We start from the raw sequence: 24163 nt of genomic DNA on the forward strand, positions 1-24163 counted from the left end.
CGTACTGGGTTGGGGTACGTGAAAGAATTGCTATACAAACTGAAGGTAACCGAAATTTAAAGTCTTTAGTGATAAAAAAGCAGAGAGTGAACTTAAATAACAGTGGCTTATCTTTTCGTGCTAAAGCCGGATGCCTTATCCCTCATTGTTACACTCAGTTTACTGATGACGATACAAACTCAAAGGCATCGAAAAAAGCCTCCCTTAGTTTTAAGAAAGGGAAATTATACTTTTCTCCTGTTTAGTAATAGATAATATTTAGGTTATATATAAATTTTATTTTTATTTTTATCTGAAATTCTGACAATAAATTATTATGTTGTTATGACCGAGATGAAGTATTGATTAGTAAATTATTAGTTCGGATTATTAGTTCGGATTATTAGTTGAATTGTAGATTTTCTTAGTTGCCCCTAGTTAGATAGTGATAAAATTTTTAGCTATCTGTTCCCGTACAAGCTTAGTTTTAGATCTGGCTTGTACGGTTTTTTCTCTTAACACTAATTACATAGCATAACGGCATGATTTCTCGCCTCTTGTCTCATCTTTCTAGACGAAAGCTCTACCTACCTCTCATTATTCTCGACAAACATTGAGCAAAAGTAACTAATCGTAACAAGGTGGCTGTAACTGAGCGCCGTTTCAATATACTCGCTCTTTACCTAGGTAACCCTGCGCTTTGAATTCATTCGGGTACCGTTTGTAAGCCTTAAATGCTACTAAGATAAGATGTCATGATGAGAAAAAGTACTATATTAAACACAGTGTTAATTACAGGGTTCGCTGCTGTATCTTCGTTGGCTTATGCAGCACCAACGGTTGTGCCAAATGCACCGGAACTCAGTTCTCGTGGCTATGTTTTGATGGACTTTCACACTGGGAAAGTGCTGGTTGAACGTGATGCACATAAACGGCTAAATCCTGCGAGCTTAACGAAGTTAATGACGGCTTATGTGGCTGGTCAAGAAATTAACGCAGGTAATATTACTTTGGATGATGAGGTCGTCATTAGCCGAAATGCTTGGGCAAAAAACTTCCCAGATTCCTCAAAGATGTTTATTGAAGTCAATACTTCCGTTTCTCTATCTGACTTATACCGTGGCCTGGTTGTTCAATCAGGTAATGATGCTAGTGTGGCCATTGCTGAACATGTCGCAGGTAGTGAATCAGGGTTTGTAAGCTTGATGAATAGTTGGGCTGCTAAGCTTGAATTAACTAACACGGCTTTCACCAACCCTCATGGTCTAGACAGTGACGGTTTATATTCAACACCTTATGACATTGCCAAGTTGGGTCAAGCTATTATTCGTGACTTACCTGACATCTACCCACTGTATAGCGAAACCTCGTTTACCTACAACGGTATTACGCAATATAACCGCAATGGCTTGCTTCGTGATCGCAGTATGAATGTTGATGGCATGAAAACTGGTTATACGAGCGGTGCTGGTTATAGTCTAGCGACTTCAGCGACTCAAGGTGATATGCGTTTGATTGCTGTTGTAATGGGAGCGAAAAGTGAGAATATCCGTGAATCCGAAAGCAAGCAATTGTTAAGTTATGGCTTCCGCTTTTACGATACGGTAATGCCAACCGAGGCAGGAACGGAAGTTGCGAACGCTCGAATTTGGATGGGAGAACAAGATGAGCTTAAAGTAGGCGTTGCCAATGACGTTTATCTCACTTTACCAAAAGGGGATGTGAAAAAGCTACAAGCTGAAGTTGAATATAATGGCGATTTGGTAGCGCCAATTTCTGAGCAACAAGTGGTTGGTAAAGTGCTTTACAAAGTCGAAGGTAAAGTTGTGAATGAAGCCGAACTTGTAGCGTTGGAATCGGTGGAAGAAGGCAGCTTATTCAAGCGAATTTTAGACTGGTTTAAGCAATTGGTCGCGAGTTGGCTCTAAAAAACAGCTAACTTCTGCCATTATCACTCTATCTTGTTATTGTTCTATTAAATCAATTTACTAAGGCGGCCAACGTGGTCGCCTTACTTTTTTGGAATACTCGTTGCGCTAAAACATCGAACCTTCTCGTATGGGTCTATTTTCGCCTAATTAGAAGCGTTTTTGTGTTTTTGAGTGCTAGAGAAAAGAAACTAGAACAAAAATGGAGTGACACGTGCACAAGATTTTATCTTTGACATTGATTTTATCGCTCATGGGCTGCGCTATGCCTTACCAGCAGCAGGTCGATAGTGGCCAATGTGTTGGAGTAATGACCTCTCAGGATGCGTATGGTTATTTAAACCCAAACCATTACACGATGCAGGTACTCGCGCTAAAGCAAGAAAAAGATGTGAAAGATTACATTCGTTATATCGATCCTAAGCATCCGGTTTGGGTTAACTGGAAAAACAGCCGAGGCACGCGTTGGTATACGGTAACTGTTGGCGATTTTAAAACGAAACAGGATGCCTACAATGCGCTTTCTTCACTGCCGAGCCGCGTAAAGCAATCATCCCCATTTGTGCTGACTTTTGCGGAAATGCAGCGTAAGCAACAAACGAGTGTTGTGAGAATGCGTTAGCCCTTTAGCTCTTCTCTAGGCCCCCTACAACAGGATCTAATCAAGTAGGGGGCCTCGTTTAAGGGTCTTATTTATTGGAATGCAATCACATAATTTTCAACTTTAGGTAGAAATTAAGTCAATAGTTGAATGAGCACCTACACTCTCTAAGAACACTTATCTATGCATGTGAGTGCAATTGAAGCTCAGCATGCATTTATCTCTGTTTCAATAAACTTAGGGGGAGGGGGTAGTATGTTGAACAGATGGAGATTTTTAATCAGCTTATTGATCACTTGTATACCAGCGTATGCAATTGTTGTTGAAGACAATTATACCGTACCAACTCAAGATGAGTACGAAACTCACTATTCCTTTATGGCATCAGTAAGGGCTAGTATTTTCGCCGAAGACCACTCTTGTGGCGGCACTATAATCAGCAGTCGCTGGGTGCTGACCGCTGCACATTGCCTAGTTGCTTCGGATGCAAGTTATGAGGACGGTAACGAAAACAAAGATGCCTTCACCAATTTCGATGTAGCAAAACCAAAAGAAATATCGGTGACTGTAGGGAAGTCTGACTTGGAAAGAGTTGAGCTACCAGATATATATAAAGTTACTCATGTCGTTATTCATCCCGATTATTATCCTATTAACTCAGTAACCTCTGACGAATCAGGTTTGACGGTAGTTGATTCGACCGCTTTTCAAAATGATTTAGCACTGCTATATGTAGAGAGGGAATTTCCAGATGAAATGGTCAGTTCCTTATTATTGGGCAACTCTGATAGTGATCAGATGCTGTTAGATTTGGTAAATCCTGAGAGTGATTGGGACTCTGGAGAGCCAGAGCCGAACCTCAAGGTCGCGGGGTGGGGGACTGGAGGAGATAACGACCCAGATATAGGTGAAAGTAATACAAAATTTAGAGAAACTGATGTCTCTTATTACCCAGTTTCTCTTTGCTACAACCGTTTAGAGTCTGCGGAAGATCTACCTATCTACATTGAATCCCCGGTTGATCCCACAAAGTTATGTTCATTGCCTACGAAGAGCATTACGAGAGGGGACAACATTTATGGAAATGGAGCATGTGGGGGGGATACAGGAGGCCCATTGTTAATATATAGCATTGATGATAATAGCTTTTATCAAGTTGGAATTATTAGTGCTAGCCCCATAATAAATACGGTTTGTAGTTCAATCACTCTGCCTACTTGGTATACCAATGTTTCTCACTTTAGAGATTGGATCGATTCATTTACTACGTCTACAGAACCTCCAGAGGATATAGTTACCAAGCCTGATTTTTTATTAAGCTCTGATGATGAAGCTCAAGAAGACGAAGATAGCGATAGCCCAAGTGATGAAGAGGAAGTAACTGACACTAGCCAATGTGATAATCCGAGTCAGATCAATATTGGAGGAGAAGAAACAGAATTTGGTTGTAATGATGAAAGCAATAGTGGAGGAGCCACCGAGCAGGCTTACTTGTTCGCTATGTTACTGATAATGTGGATTCGAAGAAGACAGTGAGAGAAACATTAAAAGATGAACGCCCCACTAGCTTGTGGGGCGACAGTTATTCTTAGTTTAAAGCGCCGCTAAAATCGTTTCTGCTTTGCTTGCTTCAAACTCTTTTGGTTCTTCAACGTTAAGTTTGGTCACAATGCCGTTTTCAATGATCATGGCGTAGCGTTGTGAGCGAATACCACCAAAGCCGCCGGTATCCATTTCAAGACCTAATGCTTTAGTAAAGCTTGCGTCGCCATCACCCAACATCAGGATTTCTGAAGCGTTTTGAGCTTCGCCCCAAGCTTGCATCACAAATGCATCGTTTACAGAAACACACGCAATTAAATCAACACCTTTTGCCTTCAACTCGTCGGCTAATACCACATAGCCTGGTAGGTGAGCTTCCGAGCACGTTGGGGTGAATGCGCCAGGTACAGCGAAGAGTACGACTTTCTTGTTTGCAAACAGCTCAGTCACGTCGTGGTTAACCATACCATCGACAGTCAATTCGCTTAGAGTCGCAACTGGTAGAGCTTGGCCTTGTTGAATCATGATTTTATTCCTTTTTGTGTGCTAGTTTAGCTTTCTCAGTCTAGCGCTTATAAATGCGGTTAACCACAGAGCTTTTGTAAGGTTTTAGCACCTAAGTGTTTGACCCAAGATGTAGCACTGATGGCTTTATTACAACGCTTCATGCTGACTTACGTATTGACTAACGAGATGGCGATACTTCGCTTTCAACTCATTATCGATGAAGCTAGCATCAATCGCATTCATTGTGAATTGAGCTAGTTCATTCTTACTCATTGGGTGTGCGTTGTTGACGGCTAAAAAGTTATCTGTCATGTAACCACCAAAGTATACCGGATCGTCCGAATTAATTGTCACAGCGACCCCTTTGCGCAGTAGCTCGACAATATTGTGATCGTTCATATCGTCAAATACACACAATTTAAGGTTCGATAATGGACATACCGTCAGTGGCATTTTGCTTTCAATTAACGACTCGACTAATGCTTCATCCTCAACACAGCGAACACCATGATCCACGCGGCTGACGTGAAGCATTTCAATTGCATCGGTAATGTTTTGTGCCGGGCCTTCTTCACCTGCATGAGCAACAGTCAGTAAGCCTGCTTCTACCGCTTGTTTAAATACTCGTTTGAACTTAGCTGGTGGATGGCCTTGTTCTGAAGAATCTAGACCGACACCGATGATCTTATCACGGTATTTCAGAACGGCTTGCAGAGTCTTCATGGCGCTTTCTTCTGAAAGGTGACGGAGGAAACACGCAATGATTTGTGAAGTAATGCCGAGCTTCTCGTGCCCATCTTGTAGGGCGCGGGCGATCCCGTGGATAACGGTGTCAAAGTCAATACCGCGCTCTGTATGCGTTTGCGGGTCAAAAAAGATTTCGGTATGAATAACGTTATCCGCTTTACAGTGCAGTAAGTATTCCCAAGTGAGATCGTAAAAGTCTTGCTCTTTACGCAAAACATCCGCCCCTTGGTAATAAAGGTCAAGGAATGACTGTAAGTCTTCGAACTGATACGCGCTGCGCAGTTCACTCGGAGAAGAGTAAGGGATCTCGATGCCGTTTCGTTTCGCTAATTTGAATAAGAGTTCTGGTTCAAGTGAACCTTCGATATGTAAGTGCAGCTCTACTTTTGGAAGACCTTGAATAAATGCGTTCATATTCCACCTTATGTGTATTGTGGATGCAGTTACTCTAAGAATAGGTATAGATAGGAATAAATCGAACGCTATCACAAAGAGTAAGACCCACGATGATCTCAACTCTTCGTAATCAGCACTTTGCGGGAACTGGTAGAGACCCCCAAACCATATCATTGGGGTTATACGAAGCAAACGAGGCGATTATACGCAAAATTCTCAATTTGGCTATACGCAAATAACCTAGTTGTCAGTAGTCGAAGGGTTTTTCTAAGAAAAGTAACTGGCAACCGTATAAGTCACTTGGGTATAGAGGAGCAAATTGGTTTTTGGGCGTGCACGAGGCTTATCGTGTTGTTAGAAGTGAGGAAAAAGAGTGAGGCTTCGTTTGAGCAAAGGTAGGTGGCGGTACCTTGCACAACGATGGAGCAGAGAGAGAATTGAGAGAGTCAAGGATAGCTTATAGATCAAATAACTTGTCAAATTCTCTTTGTTCCATAATGTCTTCTATACGGCGTCGCGTTTTTTGTTTTACCGCCGCCGCGTTTTGCTCAGACTCTTTCTTGTCTTTTTCTGCTTGCTTCTTACTTTTTCTAGCCATTGGATACCTTCCAAATTAGTTGCATCATTCATTAATGCATGAAAACTGAATTAGTTAACAGTAAAACTTCCTAACTTTGAACCTGAATCACAGAGAATAGTTCCAGATTGCGTTTTCTCACAATATTCAAAATCGATCATGTAGCTATGAGAATGAAGCTTAGGTAATACGTGCCTTCGTAAAATATCACCATTTAATTGATGTATTTTAGCGTTCCAAGAGGTGTGAGGTTGTTCTAGATTAAATTCAATTTCTAACATTTATTCTCCTGTTTCTTAGTGATTTTGTCTTTGTTAAGTAATTGATACCAATGCCTTTGACGGCCTGTTCTTTTTGAGGACATGATTTTTCCTATAAATAATAAATTAAGCAGTACTATCCTATTTATTTTAGGTAGCACAAAGCAATGCCTGATATTAGGCTGAGTGATTAAAGTGAGAATATTTTTGAAGGAGAGAGATTTGGTGCAGCATGGGCATGCTACACCAAGAAAAGCAGTCTTATAGAGGAGTTACTTCAGTCGCTTGAGGACCTTTTTTACCTTGCTCTACGTTGAAGCTTACTTTCTGACCTTCAGTCAGTGTTTTGAAACCGTCAGAAACGATAGCGTTGAAGTGTACGAATACATCTTGACCACCGTTGTCTTGAGATAGGAAGCCAAAGCCTTTAGTTTCGTTAAACCATTTTACTGAGCCGTTTACTTTAGACATAAAAATACCTTTGAATTAAACATTAAAATTTGAATTTGTTTTGTGGATCTTTTCTAAGCTATTGAATGTTCAATCAAGAGGAAGTTGTACGCAGGTGTCTGAATTGGGGGATTCAAGATTTTACTGAGAGGAAACTTAAACTAAATGTTGCATTAACAGCTCTCTTCTAAGAGCCAAGGCCTACTATACACCTTGTTTAGGAAATAGCTACACTTATTTTTAAATATATGTCGACAGCTTGGATAAGTGGGCTGTTCGAAAAATTTGAATAAGTAGCTCAAATAGCAAGGCTCATGATTATTTTTCTTCAATCTAAAATAGAACCATATCGATAGCCATGGCTGAACATGCGGTTTGCAAGCGGCCACAAAGGTAAACGAGGAGAAATAGTATGAGCACATTCAGAGAAATTCGTCAGCTTATTCAATCACAACCCACTGCTGATGGTGACGGAGTGAAAATTCGTCGAGTAGCAGGGTTTAATCATGCGAGCTTTTCTCCATTTTTGATGATGGATGAACTTAAGTCTGACGACCGTGCTGATTATGTGGGTGGCTTTCCTCCTCATCCGCATCGCGGCATCGAGACGCTTACTTATATGTTGAAAGGTCATTTCCAGCATCGTGACCACATGGATAATGTTGGTGAGCTTCGTTCTGGTGGCGCTCAATGGATGGCGGCAGGAAGAGGCGTCATTCATAGTGAGATGCCTATTATGCAGGAAGGTGAATTGCATGGTTTCCAAATTTGGATAAACCAGCCTGCGAAAAATAAGATGTCACCGGCTCAATATCATGACTTTCAACCTGAAACGATAACGGAATTCGAAACTCAAAGCTCGGGCGTTGTACGCTTGATTGCTGGTCATCTGACTATAGACAACGAACGTATTCAGGGGCCTCTAACAGAAACAGGTGTTGCTGCCACGGTGGCCGATTGGAGAGCGATGGTTGGTCACGCTTTGAATTTGACCACGGAGCAATACCACAACATGATGCTCTACGTTTATAAAGGTCGTATTCAGGTAAAAGATCGTGAGATCAATCAAGGCGAAATGGCGATTCTATCGAAAGGTGAATGGGTTGAATTAAAAGCCGAAAAGGAGAGTGGTGCTCTGATTTTTATTGGCGAACCAATCAATGAACCAGTGGTTCACTATGGCCCTTTTGTAATGAATAGCATGGAAGAAATAGAACAAGCAATCCAAGATTACAATTCAGGATTGTTTGAAACCTACTAGCATCAATATCCTAATTCCCTTTTCTGTGAGTAGCGCAGTTATCAACAGTTTTGAGCCTGACCATTGGGCTCGACCAGAAGCAAATACGATAATCCACTGCCATCGAATTTGCGTTAGCCACGTCTAATCCACGTGGCTTTTTTCTACTTCTGATTCCATCGCATGATGGCTTCTTTTCCTGCTTCAATACCTAACTCATAAGCTTGACGCAATGGTGCTGGCGAGCGACTCAATCGTTTTAATTTAAATGATTCAGGAGGACAAACTTGGATGATTTCGACTCCCAATGGTGGATTGTCGATCAGTGCTAAAGTTTGATTGTAGCGAACTTCACGCGTCAACATCGGCTCAATTAATCCTGGCGTTTCTTTCAACATCCGTTTGGTTAGTGCGCTGAACTTTCCTTTCGGCTTTTGATAGCTGGAGGGTTGACTGCGTAAAACCATAATCTTTTTGGCTCCTCGCTTTATTGCTTCTGCGACAGGAAGTGCATCAGAAACCCCACCATCAACGTATCGGGTACCGTTCAGTAAGACACCATTTCGGTAAAGTACGGGAAGTGCGCTGCTGGCTTTCATTGTTTCTGCGAGCTCGTCGACATTAGGAGTATGGTACTCGGCTTGGCCATTGTCTTGACGTGTTACGCCTAAAAAGAAAGGTCTCGAATCCGCTTTTAGTGTGGACTTGTCGATGCCAAGCTCTTCGAGAGTGACGTCCCACATCCAATCTAAGTTCATCATATCACCACCACGTAGAATCTGAGATGGTGAGATGAATTCTTTCCTTAAACTGTAATCGAGATAGATTTTTAAGTTGCGCCCGGGCATTTTAGCTAAATACGCCGCCAAGTTACTTGCGCCCGCCGATACGCCCCAAAAGCTATCAAATGGAGAGAAATCGTTAGCGAGAAAATGATCGAGTATGCCGCAAGAAAATACACCTCGCATCGCACCACCTTCGACAATCAACGCACGCTCTCCTACTTGTTCCATCACTGTGTTCCGTTCTTTACCTATTGGATGAATAGAATGCAGCTTAACGCATAACGGTTTTATACCCAAGTGGTCCTAAGTGCTAGGGCATCTCCTTAAGTAAAAGAAAAGGGCATCGATGGATGCCCTTTTTATATTAAGCCTAGGGAGTTACAGGTTATTGAGCAGCTCATTTAGTGAAAGCGCACTGAATAAATATGTCACTCCCACACAGAAAGCGGCGCCTGTAATTCCGATACTGATCGTTGTTGTAATTAAAAGAAGTGTCATCTTAGACATACAAGATCAAACTCCTTTTTTATATTTAAGTGGGGCGTTGTGCGTCTGGTTATCGTTTTGAATCATGATGCAAGCGCCCTAAGTTTATTGTTCTAATAAAAGTGATGATCACTTGTCAAAAAAGCAGATAAATAGCACCCAAACTGTCGTTAATGCGAGCAGCGGAGTGAATACTTTCTGTATAGAGGCGCCATCGGTTAGGTTGTAGATTTTGATGGATTCGTTATAGAACGCCCGCTTGAACGCCTTAAAAGAAATATCATTTTTCACATGAGATTGTTCATAGTGTAGGTGTGCTGCGTCTGATAGTTGGTATTCTAAGTCTTGGAGTTCGTACTCTTTGTTAAGAAATGCCTCCCAAGCCGAAAGACGGGCTATCGTTTTTGGAGATTGATTACCCTTTAACTTCTCTAGACGTTTGGCATAAGCAGCTTGATATTTATCCACGGTGTATTCCTGTCTGAATAGACGTTGAGTTAGAACATTTGTAAAAAGAAAAACGAGCAAAAAAGGGGCTTTACGTTCTATGTCTGTGATAAATGCTAAGGAGCTCAATGGTCTATTTCTCTGATGTCGCGAATAATATTGATTGAACTTAAATGCGACAAACAAAATAATTTACTCAAGATAACAACGAATATTTGTTGCCTTTAAAGAAAAGCGATAGTGATGCGAAGTGGTGGCTTTGATCGGGAAGAAACCCGCTTTCGTAACGGCTTGCGTTTACTGAGAAAAAGTAAACGCTGGAACTATCGCTGGATTGGTGTGAGTTATTTATCGTCAAAAATCATTAATATCAACTATGCTTATAGTTCGACTTTTCGTAAATGAACTCAATTTAGATGAGCGGAAATAATACTGATTTTTGAGCGTGGGTGAGCTTGGAGGGTTAAGCTAATCCATTGATTAATAAAAAAGTAAAGTAGTACAGAGCTAGGGTGAACTTCAACTTAAAGGTGACGGTATGGATATACAATCAACCATTATTGAATATGCGATAGCGATAATAGGCTTACTTTTGACGGGAGTTGCCCTCTGAGCACGATTGCCCAGAGGATAGAAAGTATATTGGCTGTTTGTTAGCGGTTGATATTGTACCGAGCCATTGCAGCTTCTTCTGACGACACAACCGTTTTACCAATTGGTGCGAGTGAAATAACCGCAAGCTTCAGGTGTTGGAGTGCAAACGGAATACCAATGATGGTTACAAAACACGCTGCGGCGGAAAGTACGTGACCGATTGCTAACCAAAGACCTGCAAAGACAAACCAAAGGACGTTGCCGATAACGCCTAGAGGGCTCGTACCAATGTCCATTTCATTGGTCAATTCATCGCGTGAAATGGCTTCTTTTCCGAATGGGAAAAAGGAAAAATTACCCATAACGATACACGCACGCCCCCAAGGTATTCCGATGATGCTAATAAAGGCTAAGATACCGAAAAACCACCATAGCAACCCCATAAATACGCCACCAAATACAAACCAAATGATGTTACCGAGTGTTCTCATTCTATTTCCTTTACTCTTGAATATGACGATGCAGGTTCCTGAGGGTATAGTAATGTAAAACTAGAACCACTCCGTTAATAAACGTGATCCGTTCCCTCATTCACTTGCTTGATAGAATAGCCGCATAAGTATTAACAGAGAATGAATGACTCTCTGAAGCTACGTTTGTTTTAGTATAGAGCGTAATACTCGATTAAGCACATAGCCAAGAATTAAGCTACCTAGAGGTAACTTTCTCGATATATTGACAAATTTGCTCTGCTAACTGATGGCTAGCAATGTTGCGTTTCACTACTTCACTAGCGATTTTTCCAGATTCAACGACGCTAAACCAGTCGAACAACATCGCATGAAAACCTTTGCTCGTCAGCATTGGCGTCCAATCTTTCAAATTGATTTTTTGCTCTTGGTTCGCTTGCCATCGTTTCCCTTCAACGAAAGAGTCGAATTCCACTGCTTTGTTAGCATAACAAGCTTGAACGCGCTCCACAGTCACACCGAAGTGACGATTCATCGAAGCGTGGAGTAAAGTATCTCCGTGTTGCCACTGAATATCTAAACGCGCCAATTGGTCACCCTCAAGCTGATGCGTTATGTAAGCCTCTTTTAAATCGTTTTTGGCTGTCACGTTAATACTGTCTAATGGGTGAATAAAATCATCAAATATAAAGGTACGAATATCGCCTGGTAGTTGGTGGCGGTTCTTTTCCCAGCGTAGCGATTTTAGGTCAGAAATGTTGCCTTGCTGTACTTCTGGCATGTGTTGGTTGTAAAGCGGAATATGACGTCGGTTGAAGCCCACATAAAGTGGTTGTTTTTCTTTTTCGGCAATATCGTACAGTTTTTCCACGTCATCAGCATTGTCCGCTAATGGTTTGTCGACAAAGGTTGGGATTCCATTCTGCAAAAAGAATGCTGCGATTTGAGGATGTACGCTTGTTGCCGCATGAATCATGACAGCATCTACGCCAAAGTGCAGAAGCTGCTGGTAGTCTTGACAGGTCTCTGAGATTCGATATTGCGTAGCCAGACTCTCAAGTGCATTTGCGTTGCGGGTACAAAATACAAGTTCGATATTTGGAAGCTGAGTGATAACGGGAAGGTATGCTTTCTGAGCAATATCGCCTAAACCAATAATACCAATTTTCATCCTAGTCCTTATTTCGATGTATGGATGGCAGGTTGTAGTATAACGCTTGGCAAGCTGATGAGTTTAAATGCCTTGTTAGAAAAGAGCCTGACTCACATTTTGAGTCAGGCTTTATTGGTCCACTTAGGAAGTCGTGCGGCAGTCTTTGAATATATCTAACTTGCCGTCGTAGGCTTGGGTTTGTACATCCATAATGCCTAATAAAGAGTGGAACACGTTATCATGTGAGTACTGTCCTGCCTTTTGCGCTTCATTCGACAAACAGTCGGTGTTGATTTGTTTCACTTGCTTAAAGCCGGAAGATAGCCACATGAGCAAAGGAACACGTTTTTGGAAGTCTGGTGCAAGGCCGTAAGGCATGCCATGTAAGAACAATCCGTTTTCGCCTAATGATTCACCATGATCCGATACGTAGATGAGAGCGGTATTATATTGAGACTCTAATGCTTTGAGTTTGTTGATGGTTTCTGCCAACACAAGATCAGTGTAGCGTATCGTATTGTCGTACGTATTCACGATTTGTTCGACGCTACAGTTTTCTATATCTGCACGTGGGCAGTCTGGTTTGAAAAACGCTTTGTCTCTAGGATAACGCTGGAAGTAGGTAGGACCATGGCTTCCTATAAGATGCATGGCGACAACGCGATTGCCGTGCATATCCGCAACTTCTTGATCAAAGTGATCTAACAGCGCCATATCGTAACAGGTTTGACCGTTACACAGAGGACTTGCTTGCTTTCGGTTCACTTCAATTTTCTTGATCTTGTGGGCGACTTCTTTGTCTCCGCCATCATTTTCTTTCCAGATTAGGTCAACTCCAGCGCGCTGCATGATGTCGAGAGCATTATCTTGGTTATCTGCCTTGGTCCGTTCAAACTTGCTTCGCGTGAGCTGAGAAAACATGCAAGGCACAGATACTGCAGTTGCAGTGCCACAAGACGCAACCTCTTGAAATGAAATCACATCCAGCTTACTGGTGTAAGGGTTTGTCTCTCGCTTATAGCCATTGAGTTGGTAGTTCTGCGTTCGAGCGGTTTCTCCGACAACAAACACCAGTAGTGTCGGCTTGTTCTGTGCTTGCTTTACTGCGCTATCTGACTGCTTTGCATCGATTCCAATCTCGCGGTACGGTTCTGGCGTGGTGAAGTATTTCTCCTTTACATACCCAGTCGCGCTGTAAACGAATTGAGTGGGAATAATGATTTTTTTCAGATAGCTGTTATTGCGACCGACAGATGCATAGTCTTGGTAGTAAACACTGGCAATAACAGCAATTACTGCAAGAGATGACAACATCGACACCAACTTCGTGAGAGAAAAATACAGCAATTGGTGGCGCTGAGATTGCAACTTGACCTTATAGACAATCATCGCAGGGACGCCCCCCATAAGTAGCGTCCAGATTACAGAATAAGTACTCAGGTAAGAGCTTGCCTCGCTCGAATCGGTTTCAGCAATATTAGCAATCATTCCAGAATCGAAAAGCGTGCCATAGTTGTAACTTGCGTAGCTCACCATACTCGAAATTATGAGCAAAATAATAAAGAATGGCTTTCCAACCCAAGGCCAACTAAATAAGTTAAAAAGGAAATTGAGCGCGGCAAGAAAGAAAATGGGTATCGTAATAATAAAACCAATTTTGACATTATCTAGGCTTGAAAAAATACCATTCAGCTCTTTGTAAATAGGAATGTTTACAACCAGCGCGAAATAGAGTGCCAACAAGAAAGTAAAGGTAACGTACGAGATACCTTTCTGTTGCAAATTATGTGTCTTCATAAGTAAATGTCTTGAATCAAAATCAGAGCAAGAACGAAGCCCAAATAAAAAGGGCAAGAGTGAGCGCAACAAATACTGCAGCCGAGCCGATATCTTTGGCTCTACCACTGAGCTCGTGCCAGTCATCGCTAACACGGTCGACAACCGCTTCTATGGCGGAATTAATAAGTTCGACGATCAGGACCAATAACAGGCTACTGATCATCAGTACTCTTTCAAATGTGGTGACTGGAAGGAAAAAAGCACAGACGGAAAGCACTAAGGCTAGAATCAATTCTTGTCTGAAGGCGGCTTCGTATTTCCATGCGGCTTTCAATCCCTGAAATGAATAGCCGGTCGCATCCATGACACGGCGTAGACCTGTTTTACCTGGCTTCAAAATATGACCTTACTACAGCTTAATAATTTAAATTGTGCATCTATCCAAACGATGAAAAGAGACTAATCGTTCTTGCGTGAAACATTTGTGAATGGCGTTCATCACACAACGATATAGGGTTTGAATAAGAAAAAAGAGTTGAATTAATCAAGGTCGTAGACGGTATAGCCTTTATTCTGAAGGCATTTTCGCAGTACGAGAGATTGTGTCTTGGTGGAGTCATTGCTTCCACTCAACGCTCCGGCCCCTGCTCCTACAGCACCGCCTGCAGCGGCACCTACAGCAGCCCCTCCTATCCCGCTTTCTAGTGCTCCAGCTGCCGCCCCAATTAGTGCACCTGTAACTGCACCATTAGCGGTTTCAGATTTAGCAGCTTCCGCTTTGTCTACGTTATCCGCATACCCTTGGCAATAAAGAAAATCTTGTTCATATTTAGCAGGATCAACATTGGTCATGTCGACAACAGGCTTTTGATTATAAGTACAAGCGGTAAGAGTAGAGGCAAGCGTCATAACCAGAATAAAAGGTTTGTACATGAGTATTATCCATTTGTTCTGTGAATTTATGGATTAAATGTACACTGTTTTATTGTTGGGCTCTGTCGCTGGAGTGTATTGAAGTGTCGTCTTCTGTAAAGGGGGAAAGACGTTAGCTTAACTGTCTGATTTTGGGAGACGAAGTGTGAAGCAAGCACCACCAAGTGGGCTATGAGAAATCGAAACCTCACCATGTTGAAGTTCCATTATTTGCCTGACGATCGCCAAACCGAGCCCAAATCCACTCGTGTTTTTGTTTCGGGACTCATCCGCGCTATAAAATGCTTCAAAAAGGTGAGGCCAATGCTGCTCTTCTATACCTATACCATCATCATGTACATGGATTAAGCAGCTTTGCTGATCACTTTTTATCTCAACCATAATTTGAGTATTTGCGTATCGCATTGCATTGCGTAGCAGATTATCCAAGGCACGTTTTAGCAGTTTTGGATCAGCGAATGCGCGTGCGTTTTCAGAGTTTGTTTCATTGAGTGAGATAGATAACTTGGTCTCTTTTTGCCATCTCTGTTTTAACTCACTAACTAACTTGGCGAGTGCTACGTTTTCTGTTTGCAACGCCGTATCTGGGCGTTCCATTTTGGCGTAATAAAGCAGCTCTTCAACCATATCTTCCATCTCGTCAATGTCCTCGACGATACTACGTACATGCTTTTTCTGTTGTTCGGTTAATGTAGAGTCCGATAACAAGTCAGCTTGCCACTGCAAACGAAAAATAGGAGTGCGTAATTCATGCGCAACTGCATTGGTCAGCATTTTATTGCTAGTGATCAGGCGAGAAACTTTGTCAGCCATCGTATTAAAGCTTTTGTTCAGCGTTCCAACGGACTTGGCACTTGAGGTGCTTGCTCGTGCTTTGAAGTTGCCTGAAGCAAACTCTACCGTGACTCTTTCTAACTCACGAATTCGACGACTCAAAAACCAGATCAGCAGTATGCAATACAGAGCAAATCCGGCTAAAAAGAATAACCATACAATGTTGTCATCAAAGTTAATCGCCTGAATAACTGAGCTATCCGGATCATCGATCATTTTGAAAATAGGGGTGTCCGCATCTAGGCGGAACCATATATCCCTTTCTTCGTCGTAAGCAACGTTAACAGAGGTGTCACTTTCAAATGCTTTTCTGATGTCCTCTGGAAGTTCTTCGAGCGTGTGAGGAATCAACAAGCGATGGCTGGACGTGGCAAATTGCTCAAGCTGTTGTTGAGTGTATTCTAGTCCGTGCTCTTCGTAGATAGGATAGATAAGATCGTGGAAAGCTTGACCTTCTTGCTCTTGTAGCAGGTAATCGTAATCTGTGTTGATCTCATAGACTAAGAATTCGTAACCCCACAAACTCACCATAAATAGAATGATAAGACCGACAAAGCTTTCCAGATAAATCCGTCTCATTATTCATTCCATGCATCAGGCATAAATAGGTAGCCTTTGCCGCGAACCGTAATGATTTTTTGTGGAGAGCAAGAAGCATCGCCTAATTTTTTTCTCAATGTCACAATACGGTTGTCAATGGTGCGATCTGTACCGTCGTACTCAATACCACGTAGTGTTTTCGTTAACCACTCACGTGAGAGTGTTTTTTCTGCGTGTGTTGCGAGAACCCATAATAAATCGAACTCACCGTCAGTCAGCGCAATTTCTTCCTGGTTCATGACGCATGATTTACGTAATCGGTTTAAAAACAGCACTCCAATTTGTAGACCGTTTTCGGACTCGGTAGAGGCTGCCTCTTTTCTTCTCAATAGCATGCGAATGCGTGCCAGCAGCACGCGAGGTTTGATAGGCTTGGTAACAAAGTCATCGGCGCCAATTTCTAATGCGGCGACGTGATCGAAGTCGTCATCACTCGCTGTCAGCATCAACACTTTGCCTTTGTAGCATTCACGGATTTGACGACATACGCTCAGGCCGTCTTGTCCAGGTAGCATCAAATCTAACAAAACCACGTCTGGCTGTGTGTCAATAATCGCTTCCGGTGCGTCTGTCCCGTTGTCGATACATTTGACCTGGAAACCTTGTTCAACAAAATACTCTCCCAGCATAGCTTGTAATTTGGGATCGTCTTCCACGATGATTAAAGATGGTTTGACTTGTTGTGCGTTCATTTGAGTGATGTATACAATATTTAATATCACTGGAACTTAAACAAATTTACGAATTATTTCAAATAAAGCTTTCTCAGAATAAGGTTATCGGATGAGTTGATTCGATAAATACCCCAAGTAATGATTCAAACTTAATCATTAATCACATTTTGAAAAGTCTAAAAAAGGCGCAACTGTTGCGCCTTAATATGGAATATTAGAGTGAACTTACGTTTTATTCGGTGGTGCACACGACACTGTTGTCGCTGCCAAAAGCATTGGGAACATAAGCGTCGGCTTGAGGGTCGTTTTCCCACTTTGCATCATTGAGCAAGTAGCGGAACTGAACATTCTGCTCTTTAGGTAAGCGCGTTTTAAATTTAAATTGACGGCTTTTCTTCATTAATTTCATCGGTTCTGGCTGCCAGTTGTTAAAATCCCCAGCAATATGAATGGAGTCCCACTGGTCTTTATCTAGCTCGAACGTGACTTCAACTTCATCTTTTGTCTTAAAGAATCTCTTTTTAAGCATTGATCTTTCCTTGTTCGTACAAAAACTGTTCTAACTATTACTCGTGTTTCATAACGATTTCAAGTTTTATCGAATTGTCGCTGGTATCAGGTGAAGAACTATCTAAATGATGAATAGCTTAATCGCTATGAGTTCTTGTGAGAGGGGAGCGGTATTGAGAAGCCTCAAGGGTAAGGAACCGTTAACGTACCAAGTTTTTAGGCGAGGCGGAACTCAGAGTCCGTATCTTGAAGTCAAACCGTTATCATGTATTATCTTAAATCACCATTTTTGTTGATGTAGCTATGTTGAAGTTTAACCGCACATTGTTGACCGCGATAGTTTGTTTAGCCGCTATGCTTTTGAGCAGTGTCGCTCCTATGGCGAAGGCTTCAGCCCCGGTGAAAACAATTGAAGTACGCGATATTATTGTTCAACAGGCTGCTCTGCACAAACAACTTGGCGTCAATGACGACTGCGTAGAGTCACATCACGATGGGTCAACTATCAATAAGGTGCAACAGTCTCACACGAGTTGTAGCTCTTCCTGCATGGTCAAAATTCCCGCCAACTTATCTCAAAACGACTTACTGCTTCTTCCTTACAGCCTTGCATTGATTGATAGGCCTTTAGTCGAAAAAGTAGTGACAGTGATCACCAAGCTTTATCGTCCTCCGATTGTTTAATTCCTCATCTCAAATTACTTGGGGTTTCCCCCTTTTTACCAAATGAAATGATTTGGCATTTGAATGCCACAAGGAAATAAACAATGAAAAAACTACTTGCCTTATGTAGTGCACTTTTACTGACTTTTACCGCTCACGCAGCGCAATTTGAAGAAGGGAAGCACTACAAAGTTCTGGATGTTAAGAAAGCATCGAAACCTGTTGTGACGGAATTCTTTTCTTTTTATTGCCCACATTGCTACAAGTTTGAGTCGCTTATTGAGCGTTTAAAACCTGCTCTGCCAAAAGAGGCAAAGTTTGAAAAGGTACATGTGGGGTTCATGGGCGGAGATATGGCGATTCCGATGGCCAAGTCCTACGCGACGATGGTATCGCTCGGGGTTGAAGATACAATGATTCCTGCCATGTTTGCCCAAATTCATCAAAAGCGACAAGCGCCAAAAGATGACGCTGAGCTGAAACAGCTCTTCGTTGATAATGGCGTAGAAGGTAAGAAGTTTGATGCCGCTTACAATAGCTTTGCCGTAAACTCAATGCAGAAAGGCTTTGACAAACAATTTGCAGCCAGCACGTTAAGAGGGGTTCCAGGTGTGGTTGTGAACAATAAATACATTGTTTTGGCCAACGAAATTCGTACTTACGACGAGTACAATCAATTAGTTAATTACTTATTGACGCTGTAACTATAAATAGCATTGATGCTTAAAAATGGCGACGATAGAGTCGCCATTTTTTATGCTTATCACTTTCGCATTATCTAAGAACGCTTGTACATGCTTGAGTCGGAACACTAGTCATAAATATGGCATGCGGATAAAACAAGCTAGCAGCAGTGATTGCAACATTACATGGCTGAGCAATCGTAGTTTTAATCACATTGGTAAGCACGGCGCCTGTATTATTTACTGTTTGAGCGGCGGCTTGTTGTGCCTGGTAAGACACGCAACCTGTCGTTGCATTGATCATCGCAGTGCTAAACAAAAGTTTGCGAAAAAACATATTCATATCCTTTGTGAATGCTTTGAAATACTTATATGTGGATTGATTCATAAATAAAACAAAACAGTGTTCAAAATATGTGTGCATTCACGAAATGAACATTGTTTTATAAAAAGACGTTTTTTTGTGATCTTAGCACTGGACAGACCAGGCTATGAAACTAAAGCCAATCCGTGCATTACGATTACGCTGAAGGTCAGCTTGCTCCTCATTCCTTGATATCCCTTGGGCTCGGCGTCTTGTTCGACTTTCCTCACGAGTTTTTCTGCATACCAAATAGCAAGATACCCAATTGCTAAGAGTAGGGTAGCGACCGCGTAATGTTTGTGACCCTGCAGTAATGCGCCCCAAGCAAGTAAGACAAAAAGGTTGCTGAGAATTAATATATTTCTGCTAAGGCGGTGGTAGTAATGCTCAATGCCGTTACCCCAAAGGATGCCGGATAAAAAACTTAATATAACGGCGCTGTATGCGATGAAAAATTGCTGGCCACTTAAATTGAACAGTGAGATGTCAGTGAAAATCAGCCCTAAACTAAACACAAATGGAACCAGGCCTAAGTAACCGAGTTGTAGCATGGTTGAGCGTGTTGTCATGGTCGTCACCTTACAATTGTTGCTCTATCATATTGGTAAGCGTAGTACTTGTCGGTGATGTGGAGCTTGGAAAAGTGGCAATAACTTTGCCTTCGGAGCTAATTAGAAACTTATAGAAGTTCCATTTTGGTTTGATGCCAGCTTGGTTAGTAATCTCGCTGAATACGGGGTTTGCATCTACGCCTAATACTGAGGAGCGAGCCATCATTGGAAAGGTGACCCCGTAATCGAGATAACAGACTTTCGCTGTGTTTGTTTCGCTTCCTCTATCCTGTCGGAAGTCATTGCTCGGGAAGCCTATAACGGTGAAGTTTTGGTCTTTGTAAGTTTGATAGAGGGTTTCTAACTGTTCGAACTGAGGAGTGAAGCCGCACTGGCTTGCTGTATTGACGACTAGTAGTGTCTTTCCCTTAAAGCTTTCGCATAGATCGACTTCTTCTGTTGAGTTTAACAACCTTTGCTTACCTTGAAGAATATCAGGGCACTCAGATGCAAGAGCAAGCGAATTCATGGAGAGAAAGCCAACGAGAGCGACGAGTTTCAGTAATCCTTTCATGGTGTTGTTCCCTTTGTTTTCAATAAGTATAACTACTCAAGTGCAAAGAGGATCGATCAAAAAAGCCGCACAAATGCGCGGCTTCTTTCAGAGCTGGGATTTAATTATGCCAGTTTTAATTCGAACTGGTTGCGGTACATCACCATGTCTTCAATAGTCAGCACTGGCATGTTGTGCAGGCGACCAAACGCAACGATCTCTGGTGCTTTTGCCATCGTGCCATCTGGGTTGGTCACTTCACATAGTACGCCAGCGGGTTGAAGCCCTGCCATTTGCATCAGGTCAATCGTACCTTCTGTGTGACCACGGCGAGTCATTACACCACCTGGACGTGCGCGCAGAGGGAATACGTGGCCCGGGCGAGCAAGATCCTCAGGTTTCGCATGCGGGTTTGCCGCCGTTTTAATGGTCGTCACTCGGTCTGCTGCTGAAACCCCCGTTGTTACACCAACTTTCGCTTCAATAGAAACCGTAAATGCGGTTTGGTTTGCGCTGTTGTTGTTTACTACCATTGGAGGCAGTTCCAGTTTGTCTGCTTGAGCATCTGTTAAGCACAAACAAACGATGCCGCTACATTCGCGGATCATCAATGCCATTTGCTCGTTAGTGAGGTGCTCGACTGAATAAATGATATCGCCTTCGTTTTCGCGATCTTCATCATCAAGAAGTAGTACGCCACGACCTTCTTTTAAAGCGATAAGTGCGTTTTCAACGCGAGTAATTGGGTCGCCGAATTCGGCAAGTAGTGATGACTGATTCATGGTTAACTCCTAAATTTCACCAGAATCAGGGCGGTATGAGAGATCGTCGTAAAATACGATCAAAAAGAAGTGCACCAGCACTCTTAGCAATCTGACTCGCTATGCTGGTGTATTCTTATTCTCTTTCATCCGGACTATAACCGTCGGCTCTGGCATCTCACCAGATCTGCTGACCTCGACGAATCGAGCGCTCGCGGGCTCACTTGAAAAAGTATACCGCCGGTGGGGAATTTCGCCCCGCCCTGAGAACAATTAAAAATGTGCCACTTCATCCAAGTTGTGAGGAAGTGGAGCTAGGATAGTACTGCGAACTGAATAGCTTGGAAAGTCGATTCCATCTGTATGATGGAAAAGTGTGCTATCGACGGAAATAATCTGTGCGAATAAAGTGATCAATCTGCTGTGGCACGAAGGTGTTGTAAATCAGGCTCGTATGCGTTTGTTTCACTTCGATATGATCTTGCATACCTTCCAGTCTTGTCTCTTCTACGGTAACCGTACCGTCCGACATGGTGTTGTCATTACGGATCAACAATGGGCGAGCGCCAATCGGCATCGTTCCTGCGATACTGCCGAGTTTTTGAGGGAAATCCCAAGCGTCATCATGTCTGTTTAATCCGTGGTGTGGCGAATTGCCTAAAATTGCACCCAATCCGAGATCTTGAATCCGACCTACTATGGACGCGCCTTTAAGAGGCGAACCGATAGCGACAACATGAGAGATTAAGTTAGTGCTCGGTTTTCTGTTGGCGAGATAGCGCTTAATCATCAAGCCTCCCAAGCTGTGTCCCACGAGCACGTTTGTGGTCAGTGGATTAAGCGAATGATCAATAGAATCAAACAGTGAAGACTCATCGATAGCAACAGTGTTATAGCTGAGTACTTGCGTTTCGTATCCGAGTTTTCTCAGCTTTTGGCTAAGAGGCTGCATGACCAGCCCATGCATATAAAGACCATGTAAGATGATGATTTTCATAATACCTCCTAGATTTATGACGTCGTAGATATCCTACTCTAATTAACAAAGAACTACTTGTGCTTTGTGGTGCATATTTACGTTTTGCTGCAAAGTTTGACTGCTGTAGCAAGCGACTCAGCCCAGTAAATCCTGTACTTGTTGTTGCAATTGATTACGATTTAAAGACGCAGGACTTAACACTTCACCGATAACAACATCCACTTTTGACCAAAAACGAGTCGGTCGTTTTGTGAGAGCATGTCCGCCTTTGTGGCTGAAAAAAGAACCCCAAAGCCCTTTTAACGCCATAGGGATGACAGGAACAGGGTTACGTTCAAGGATTTTATCTACACCAGGGCGAAACTCACCCAATTGACCGTTAGACGTTAAACGACCCTCAGGGAAGATACAGACAACCTCACCGTCGTTAAGTGCTTGTTCAATCTGTTCAAATGCTCGTCGGTAAGTGTCGGCACACTTACGTGGAGAACAGATCGGGATAACACCGGCATGACGGAATACATATTTAAGAACAGGTAGCTCGCTGATGGACTTGTCCATCACAAAACGAACCGGGCGAGTAGAGGTTCCCATCAAAATCAATGCATCGACATAGCTAACATGGTTAGCCACGATTAACGCAGCACCTTGTTCAGGAATATGTTGGCGCCCCTTTACGGACACACGATACATACAATGGCTGAGTAAATAACTGATAAAGCGTTGTGTAAATTCCGGTACTTGGCGATAGACATAGATCGCCACGAAAAAGTTACCTATTGCCATCATGGCAAACAGTTCCACAATAGAAAGCTCTAGTACGCTGAGTACAACGATCGAAACCAAAGCAGACACCACCATAAACAACGCATTCATGATGTTGTTAGCAGCAATGGCACGTGCACACTCCCCTTTGTTTGAACGCGATTGGATGAACGCATAAAGCGGAACAATAAAGACACCGCCGCTTACACCAACAAGGAACAGGTCAATCATGACGCGCAGATGTTTTGATTCAGCAACGAAGCTTTGCACATCATAAAAGTGCACCGGAAGTGATGGATAACTTGGGACTGCCCATAGCAAGTCGACGCCAAAGACTGTCAGACCAAGGATACCGAATGGCAAAATACCAAGCTCAACGTGGTTGAAAGAAAGTTTTTCACACAACCAAGAGCCTGTCGCGATACCAATGGAAAACAATGCCAACAGTAAAGAAACGACAGTGCTATCTGCGAACAAGTGTTCGCGTGCGAAGTTAGGGAATTGAGTTAGGTAAGTCGCACCCATGAACCAGAACCAACTAATGGCAAGAATAGACATCCAAATGCCTCTCTGTTTTTTTGCCACTTTTAACGTGTCCTTTAAACCAGAAATCGGTTCAAATTTCGCTTTGTCATTCGATTGGCTAGGCATCGCTGGAATATTCACGCTGCTCATGAACCCAAGCAAAGACAAGGCAATCACAACACAAGAAGCAATCAAGGTACCATTAGGAATGGCTAGCAGCAGGCCTGCGCTTAGCGTACCTATAAGAATCGAAAGGAACGTGCCCATTTCAACCCAAGCATTTCCTTTAACAAGCTCATTTGGTTTGAGCGCTTGTGGTAGCAAGGCGTATTTCACGGGACCAAAATAGGCCGATTGAGTGCCTGTCATAAACAGCAGAACCAGCATCAGCATGGCACTTTGGGTGGCAATAGCGGTTGCAGCGCAAGACATGATAGCCAGCTCGATGAGCTTTAGACGTCGGATTAATTTGGCTTTGTCCATGCTGTCAGCGACGGCACCAGCATGCGCAGAGAATAGAAAGAAAGGTAAGATGAATAAGCCTGCTGCCAAATTAACAAATAGATTAACGGATATTGGTAGGTTATCAATTTGGCTGTAAGTCACCATCAATAACAGAACGTTTTTGTAGATGTTGTCATTGAGTGCGCCAAGGCATTGCGTCACAAAGTAAGGAAAAAAGCGTTTTGAGAAAAACATGCTGGCCCAGATTAAACAAAGTCGAATGAGATAGGAGCACTTTATGCTCAATGAACGATTAAACCAGCTTTCTCTTTCAAGTGACGTTGCATGTCACCAAAAGTAACGAAATTCGTTACTTTCATTTT

General features: G+C 42.6%; 27 protein-coding genes and 2 riboswitches. Of the genes, 6 read left to right on the forward strand and 21 right to left on the reverse strand.

Features of this window, described 5'->3' with window-relative positions; genetic code table 11:
• Positions 1-737: 737 nt before the first annotated feature.
• The 3 genes from ACWPOD_RS01340 (at position 738) to ACWPOD_RS01350 (ending at position 4044) form a co-directional block, all read left to right on the forward strand.
• Positions 738-1907, forward strand: a complete 1170-nt coding sequence (locus tag ACWPOD_RS01340) for a D-alanyl-D-alanine carboxypeptidase family protein (protein WP_134646426.1) — start codon at positions 738-740, stop codon at positions 1905-1907.
• 214 nt (positions 1908-2121) lie between these two features.
• Positions 2122-2529, forward strand: coding sequence for an SPOR domain-containing protein (locus ACWPOD_RS01345; protein WP_006741205.1), 408 nt, complete (start codon positions 2122-2124; stop codon positions 2527-2529).
• 234 nt (positions 2530-2763) lie between these two features.
• Positions 2764-4044 (forward strand): S1 family peptidase, encoded by a 1281-nt coding sequence (locus ACWPOD_RS01350; protein ID WP_456231454.1) that lies wholly within the window; start codon positions 2764-2766, stop codon positions 4042-4044.
• A gap of 57 nt (positions 4045-4101) precedes the next feature.
• On the opposite strand, the gene ACWPOD_RS01355 is transcribed toward ACWPOD_RS01350, so the two are convergent.
• The 5 genes from ACWPOD_RS01355 to cspE all read right to left on the reverse strand — a co-directional run bounded on the left by ACWPOD_RS01355 (position 4102) and on the right by cspE (position 7008).
• A complete protein-coding gene (locus ACWPOD_RS01355) occupies positions 4102-4575 on the reverse strand; it encodes a redoxin family protein (protein ID WP_456231455.1) in 474 nt (157 codons plus the stop codon).
• Between the two features lie 129 nt (positions 4576-4704).
• Positions 4705-5718: an adenosine deaminase gene (locus ACWPOD_RS01360; protein ID WP_456231456.1), complete on the reverse strand. Its 1014-nt coding sequence runs from the start codon at positions 5716-5718 to the stop codon at positions 4705-4707.
• An 89-nt stretch (positions 5719-5807) separates the two neighbouring features.
• A riboswitch (purine riboswitch) is annotated at positions 5808-5907 on the reverse strand.
• Between the two features lie 250 nt (positions 5908-6157).
• Positions 6158-6298 carry a PA3496 family putative envelope integrity protein gene (locus tag ACWPOD_RS01365; protein WP_005396335.1) on the reverse strand — a complete coding sequence of 47 codons (141 nt, stop codon included), beginning with the start codon at positions 6296-6298 and terminating at the stop codon, positions 6158-6160.
• 50 nt (positions 6299-6348) lie between these two features.
• Positions 6349-6558, reverse strand: a complete 210-nt coding sequence (locus tag ACWPOD_RS01370; RefSeq protein ID WP_053807947.1) for a hypothetical protein — start codon at positions 6556-6558, stop codon at positions 6349-6351.
• 240 nt (positions 6559-6798) lie between these two features.
• Positions 6799-7008, reverse strand: a complete 210-nt coding sequence (gene cspE / locus ACWPOD_RS01375) for a transcription antiterminator/RNA stability regulator CspE (RefSeq protein ID WP_005396336.1) — start codon at positions 7006-7008, stop codon at positions 6799-6801.
• Between the two features lie 391 nt (positions 7009-7399).
• Here cspE and ACWPOD_RS01380 point away from each other — a divergent pair, with 391 nt between their 5' ends.
• Positions 7400-8248: a pirin family protein gene (locus tag ACWPOD_RS01380; RefSeq protein WP_258627052.1), complete on the forward strand. Its 849-nt coding sequence runs from the start codon at positions 7400-7402 to the stop codon at positions 8246-8248.
• 143 nt (positions 8249-8391) lie between these two features.
• Here the strand turns inward: ACWPOD_RS01380 and ACWPOD_RS01385 are convergent, their stop codons facing one another.
• The 10 genes from ACWPOD_RS01385 to ACWPOD_RS01430 all read right to left on the reverse strand — a co-directional run bounded on the left by ACWPOD_RS01385 (position 8392) and on the right by ACWPOD_RS01430 (position 17511).
• Entirely contained in the window at positions 8392-9240 is an 849-nt protein-coding gene (locus tag ACWPOD_RS01385; protein ID WP_456231457.1) for a patatin-like phospholipase family protein, read from the reverse strand.
• Positions 9241-9627: 387 nt separating this feature from the next.
• A complete protein-coding gene (locus tag ACWPOD_RS01390; protein WP_006741201.1) occupies positions 9628-9966 on the reverse strand; it encodes a hypothetical protein in 339 nt (112 codons plus the stop codon).
• 632 nt (positions 9967-10598) lie between these two features.
• Positions 10599-11030, reverse strand: coding sequence for a YccF domain-containing protein (locus ACWPOD_RS01395; RefSeq protein WP_005373685.1), 432 nt, complete (start codon positions 11028-11030; stop codon positions 10599-10601).
• 217 nt (positions 11031-11247) lie between these two features.
• A complete protein-coding gene (locus tag ACWPOD_RS01400; RefSeq protein ID WP_456231458.1) occupies positions 11248-12180 on the reverse strand; it encodes a Gfo/Idh/MocA family protein in 933 nt (310 codons plus the stop codon).
• 123 nt (positions 12181-12303) lie between these two features.
• Positions 12304-13959 carry a phosphoethanolamine transferase gene (locus tag ACWPOD_RS01405; protein ID WP_301609553.1) on the reverse strand — a complete coding sequence of 552 codons (1656 nt, stop codon included), beginning with the start codon at positions 13957-13959 and terminating at the stop codon, positions 12304-12306.
• Positions 13960-13981: 22 nt separating this feature from the next.
• The gene (locus tag ACWPOD_RS01410; RefSeq protein ID WP_150916971.1) at positions 13982-14338 is read right to left on the reverse strand and encodes a diacylglycerol kinase; all 357 of its coding nucleotides are present in this window, start codon (positions 14336-14338) and stop codon (positions 13982-13984) included.
• 143 nt (positions 14339-14481) lie between these two features.
• Positions 14482-14874: a glycine zipper family protein gene (locus ACWPOD_RS01415; protein WP_167427313.1), complete on the reverse strand. Its 393-nt coding sequence runs from the start codon at positions 14872-14874 to the stop codon at positions 14482-14484.
• A 117-nt stretch (positions 14875-14991) separates the two neighbouring features.
• Complete coding sequence (locus tag ACWPOD_RS01420; protein ID WP_006741195.1) at positions 14992-16287, reverse strand: ATP-binding protein; 1296 nt, start codon at positions 16285-16287, stop codon at positions 14992-14994.
• Positions 16287-17000 carry a response regulator gene (locus ACWPOD_RS01425; RefSeq protein ID WP_456231459.1) on the reverse strand — a complete coding sequence of 238 codons (714 nt, stop codon included), beginning with the start codon at positions 16998-17000 and terminating at the stop codon, positions 16287-16289. The genes ACWPOD_RS01420 and ACWPOD_RS01425 overlap by 1 nt, the downstream gene beginning before the upstream one ends.
• Before the next feature lie 214 nt (positions 17001-17214).
• Positions 17215-17511, reverse strand: coding sequence for an isoamylase early set domain-containing protein (locus ACWPOD_RS01430; protein ID WP_167427314.1), 297 nt, complete (start codon positions 17509-17511; stop codon positions 17215-17217).
• 284 nt (positions 17512-17795) lie between these two features.
• On the opposite strand from ACWPOD_RS01430, the gene ACWPOD_RS01435 reads away from it, so the two are divergent.
• Entirely contained in the window at positions 17796-18176 is a 381-nt protein-coding gene (locus ACWPOD_RS01435; RefSeq protein ID WP_167427315.1) for a hypothetical protein, read from the forward strand.
• Positions 18177-18259: 83 nt separating this feature from the next.
• Positions 18260-18859, forward strand: coding sequence for a thiol:disulfide interchange protein DsbA/DsbL (locus tag ACWPOD_RS01440; protein ID WP_104972344.1), 600 nt, complete (start codon positions 18260-18262; stop codon positions 18857-18859).
• 70 nt (positions 18860-18929) lie between these two features.
• Here ACWPOD_RS01440 and ACWPOD_RS01445 read toward each other — a convergent pair whose 3' ends face one another.
• The 6 genes from ACWPOD_RS01445 to ACWPOD_RS01470 all read right to left on the reverse strand — a co-directional run bounded on the left by ACWPOD_RS01445 (position 18930) and on the right by ACWPOD_RS01470 (position 24035).
• Positions 18930-19175: a hypothetical protein gene (locus ACWPOD_RS01445; protein WP_005373664.1), complete on the reverse strand. Its 246-nt coding sequence runs from the start codon at positions 19173-19175 to the stop codon at positions 18930-18932.
• Between the two features lie 152 nt (positions 19176-19327).
• On the reverse strand, positions 19328-19771 hold the full coding sequence (locus ACWPOD_RS01450; protein ID WP_167427316.1) for a DUF3429 domain-containing protein: 444 nt from the start codon (positions 19769-19771) through the stop codon (positions 19328-19330).
• Positions 19772-19781: 10 nt separating this feature from the next.
• Entirely contained in the window at positions 19782-20327 is a 546-nt protein-coding gene (locus ACWPOD_RS01455; protein ID WP_167427317.1) for a glutathione peroxidase, read from the reverse strand.
• 104 nt (positions 20328-20431) lie between these two features.
• Positions 20432-21088 (reverse strand): 3,4-dihydroxy-2-butanone-4-phosphate synthase, encoded by a 657-nt coding sequence (gene ribB / locus ACWPOD_RS01460; RefSeq protein ID WP_006741191.1) that lies wholly within the window; start codon positions 21086-21088, stop codon positions 20432-20434.
• A 113-nt stretch (positions 21089-21201) separates the two neighbouring features.
• Positions 21202-21342: riboswitch (FMN riboswitch) on the reverse strand.
• 104 nt (positions 21343-21446) lie between these two features.
• Complete coding sequence (locus tag ACWPOD_RS01465) at positions 21447-22064, reverse strand: lipase family protein (RefSeq protein ID WP_134645480.1); 618 nt, start codon at positions 22062-22064, stop codon at positions 21447-21449.
• Between the two features lie 117 nt (positions 22065-22181).
• Positions 22182-24035, reverse strand: coding sequence for an MFS transporter (locus ACWPOD_RS01470; protein WP_456231460.1), 1854 nt, complete (start codon positions 24033-24035; stop codon positions 22182-22184).
• Positions 24036-24163: the final 128 nt, after the last annotated feature.

The organism is Vibrio sp. JZG120, from assembly GCF_053890955.1.

Coding starts and splice junctions, on each gene's coding strand:
- ACWPOD_RS01370 (WP_053807947.1), bottom strand. CDS start 6,558: ATGTTAGAAATTGAATTTAATCTAGAACAACCTCACACCTCTTGGAAC.
- ACWPOD_RS01425 (WP_456231459.1), bottom strand. CDS start 17,000: ATGAACGCACAACAAGTCAAACCATCTTTAATCATCGTGGAAGACGAT.
- ACWPOD_RS01415 (WP_167427313.1), bottom strand. CDS start 14,874: ATGTACAAACCTTTTATTCTGGTTATGACGCTTGCCTCTACTCTTACC.
- ACWPOD_RS01420 (WP_006741195.1), bottom strand. CDS start 16,287: ATGAGACGGATTTATCTGGAAAGCTTTGTCGGTCTTATCATTCTATTT.
- ACWPOD_RS01355 (WP_456231455.1), bottom strand. CDS start 4,575: ATGATTCAACAAGGCCAAGCTCTACCAGTTGCGACTCTAAGCGAATTG.
- ACWPOD_RS01465 (WP_134645480.1), bottom strand. CDS start 22,064: ATGAAAATCATCATCTTACATGGTCTTTATATGCATGGGCTGGTCATG.
- ACWPOD_RS01340 (WP_134646426.1), top strand. CDS start 738: ATGAGAAAAAGTACTATATTAAACACAGTGTTAATTACAGGGTTCGCT.
- cspE (WP_005396336.1), bottom strand. CDS start 7,008: ATGTCTAAAGTAAACGGCTCAGTAAAATGGTTTAACGAAACTAAAGGC.
- ACWPOD_RS01365 (WP_005396335.1), bottom strand. CDS start 6,298: ATGGCTAGAAAAAGTAAGAAGCAAGCAGAAAAAGACAAGAAAGAGTCT.
- ACWPOD_RS01445 (WP_005373664.1), bottom strand. CDS start 19,175: ATGTTTTTTCGCAAACTTTTGTTTAGCACTGCGATGATCAATGCAACG.
- ACWPOD_RS01435 (WP_167427315.1), top strand. CDS start 17,796: ATGTTGAAGTTTAACCGCACATTGTTGACCGCGATAGTTTGTTTAGCC.
- ribB (WP_006741191.1), bottom strand. CDS start 21,088: ATGAATCAGTCATCACTACTTGCCGAATTCGGCGACCCAATTACTCGC.
- ACWPOD_RS01430 (WP_167427314.1), bottom strand. CDS start 17,511: ATGCTTAAAAAGAGATTCTTTAAGACAAAAGATGAAGTTGAAGTCACG.
- ACWPOD_RS01450 (WP_167427316.1), bottom strand. CDS start 19,771: ATGACAACACGCTCAACCATGCTACAACTCGGTTACTTAGGCCTGGTT.
- ACWPOD_RS01380 (WP_258627052.1), top strand. CDS start 7,400: ATGAGCACATTCAGAGAAATTCGTCAGCTTATTCAATCACAACCCACT.
- ACWPOD_RS01400 (WP_456231458.1), bottom strand. CDS start 12,180: ATGAAAATTGGTATTATTGGTTTAGGCGATATTGCTCAGAAAGCATAC.
- ACWPOD_RS01440 (WP_104972344.1), top strand. CDS start 18,260: ATGAAAAAACTACTTGCCTTATGTAGTGCACTTTTACTGACTTTTACC.
- ACWPOD_RS01395 (WP_005373685.1), bottom strand. CDS start 11,030: ATGAGAACACTCGGTAACATCATTTGGTTTGTATTTGGTGGCGTATTT.
- ACWPOD_RS01405 (WP_301609553.1), bottom strand. CDS start 13,959: ATGAAGACACATAATTTGCAACAGAAAGGTATCTCGTACGTTACCTTT.
- ACWPOD_RS01470 (WP_456231460.1), bottom strand. CDS start 24,035: ATGTTTTTCTCAAAACGCTTTTTTCCTTACTTTGTGACGCAATGCCTT.
- ACWPOD_RS01455 (WP_167427317.1), bottom strand. CDS start 20,327: ATGAAAGGATTACTGAAACTCGTCGCTCTCGTTGGCTTTCTCTCCATG.
- ACWPOD_RS01360 (WP_456231456.1), bottom strand. CDS start 5,718: ATGAACGCATTTATTCAAGGTCTTCCAAAAGTAGAGCTGCACTTACAT.
- ACWPOD_RS01350 (WP_456231454.1), top strand. CDS start 2,764: ATGTTGAACAGATGGAGATTTTTAATCAGCTTATTGATCACTTGTATA.
- ACWPOD_RS01385 (WP_456231457.1), bottom strand. CDS start 9,240: ATGGAACAAGTAGGAGAGCGTGCGTTGATTGTCGAAGGTGGTGCGATG.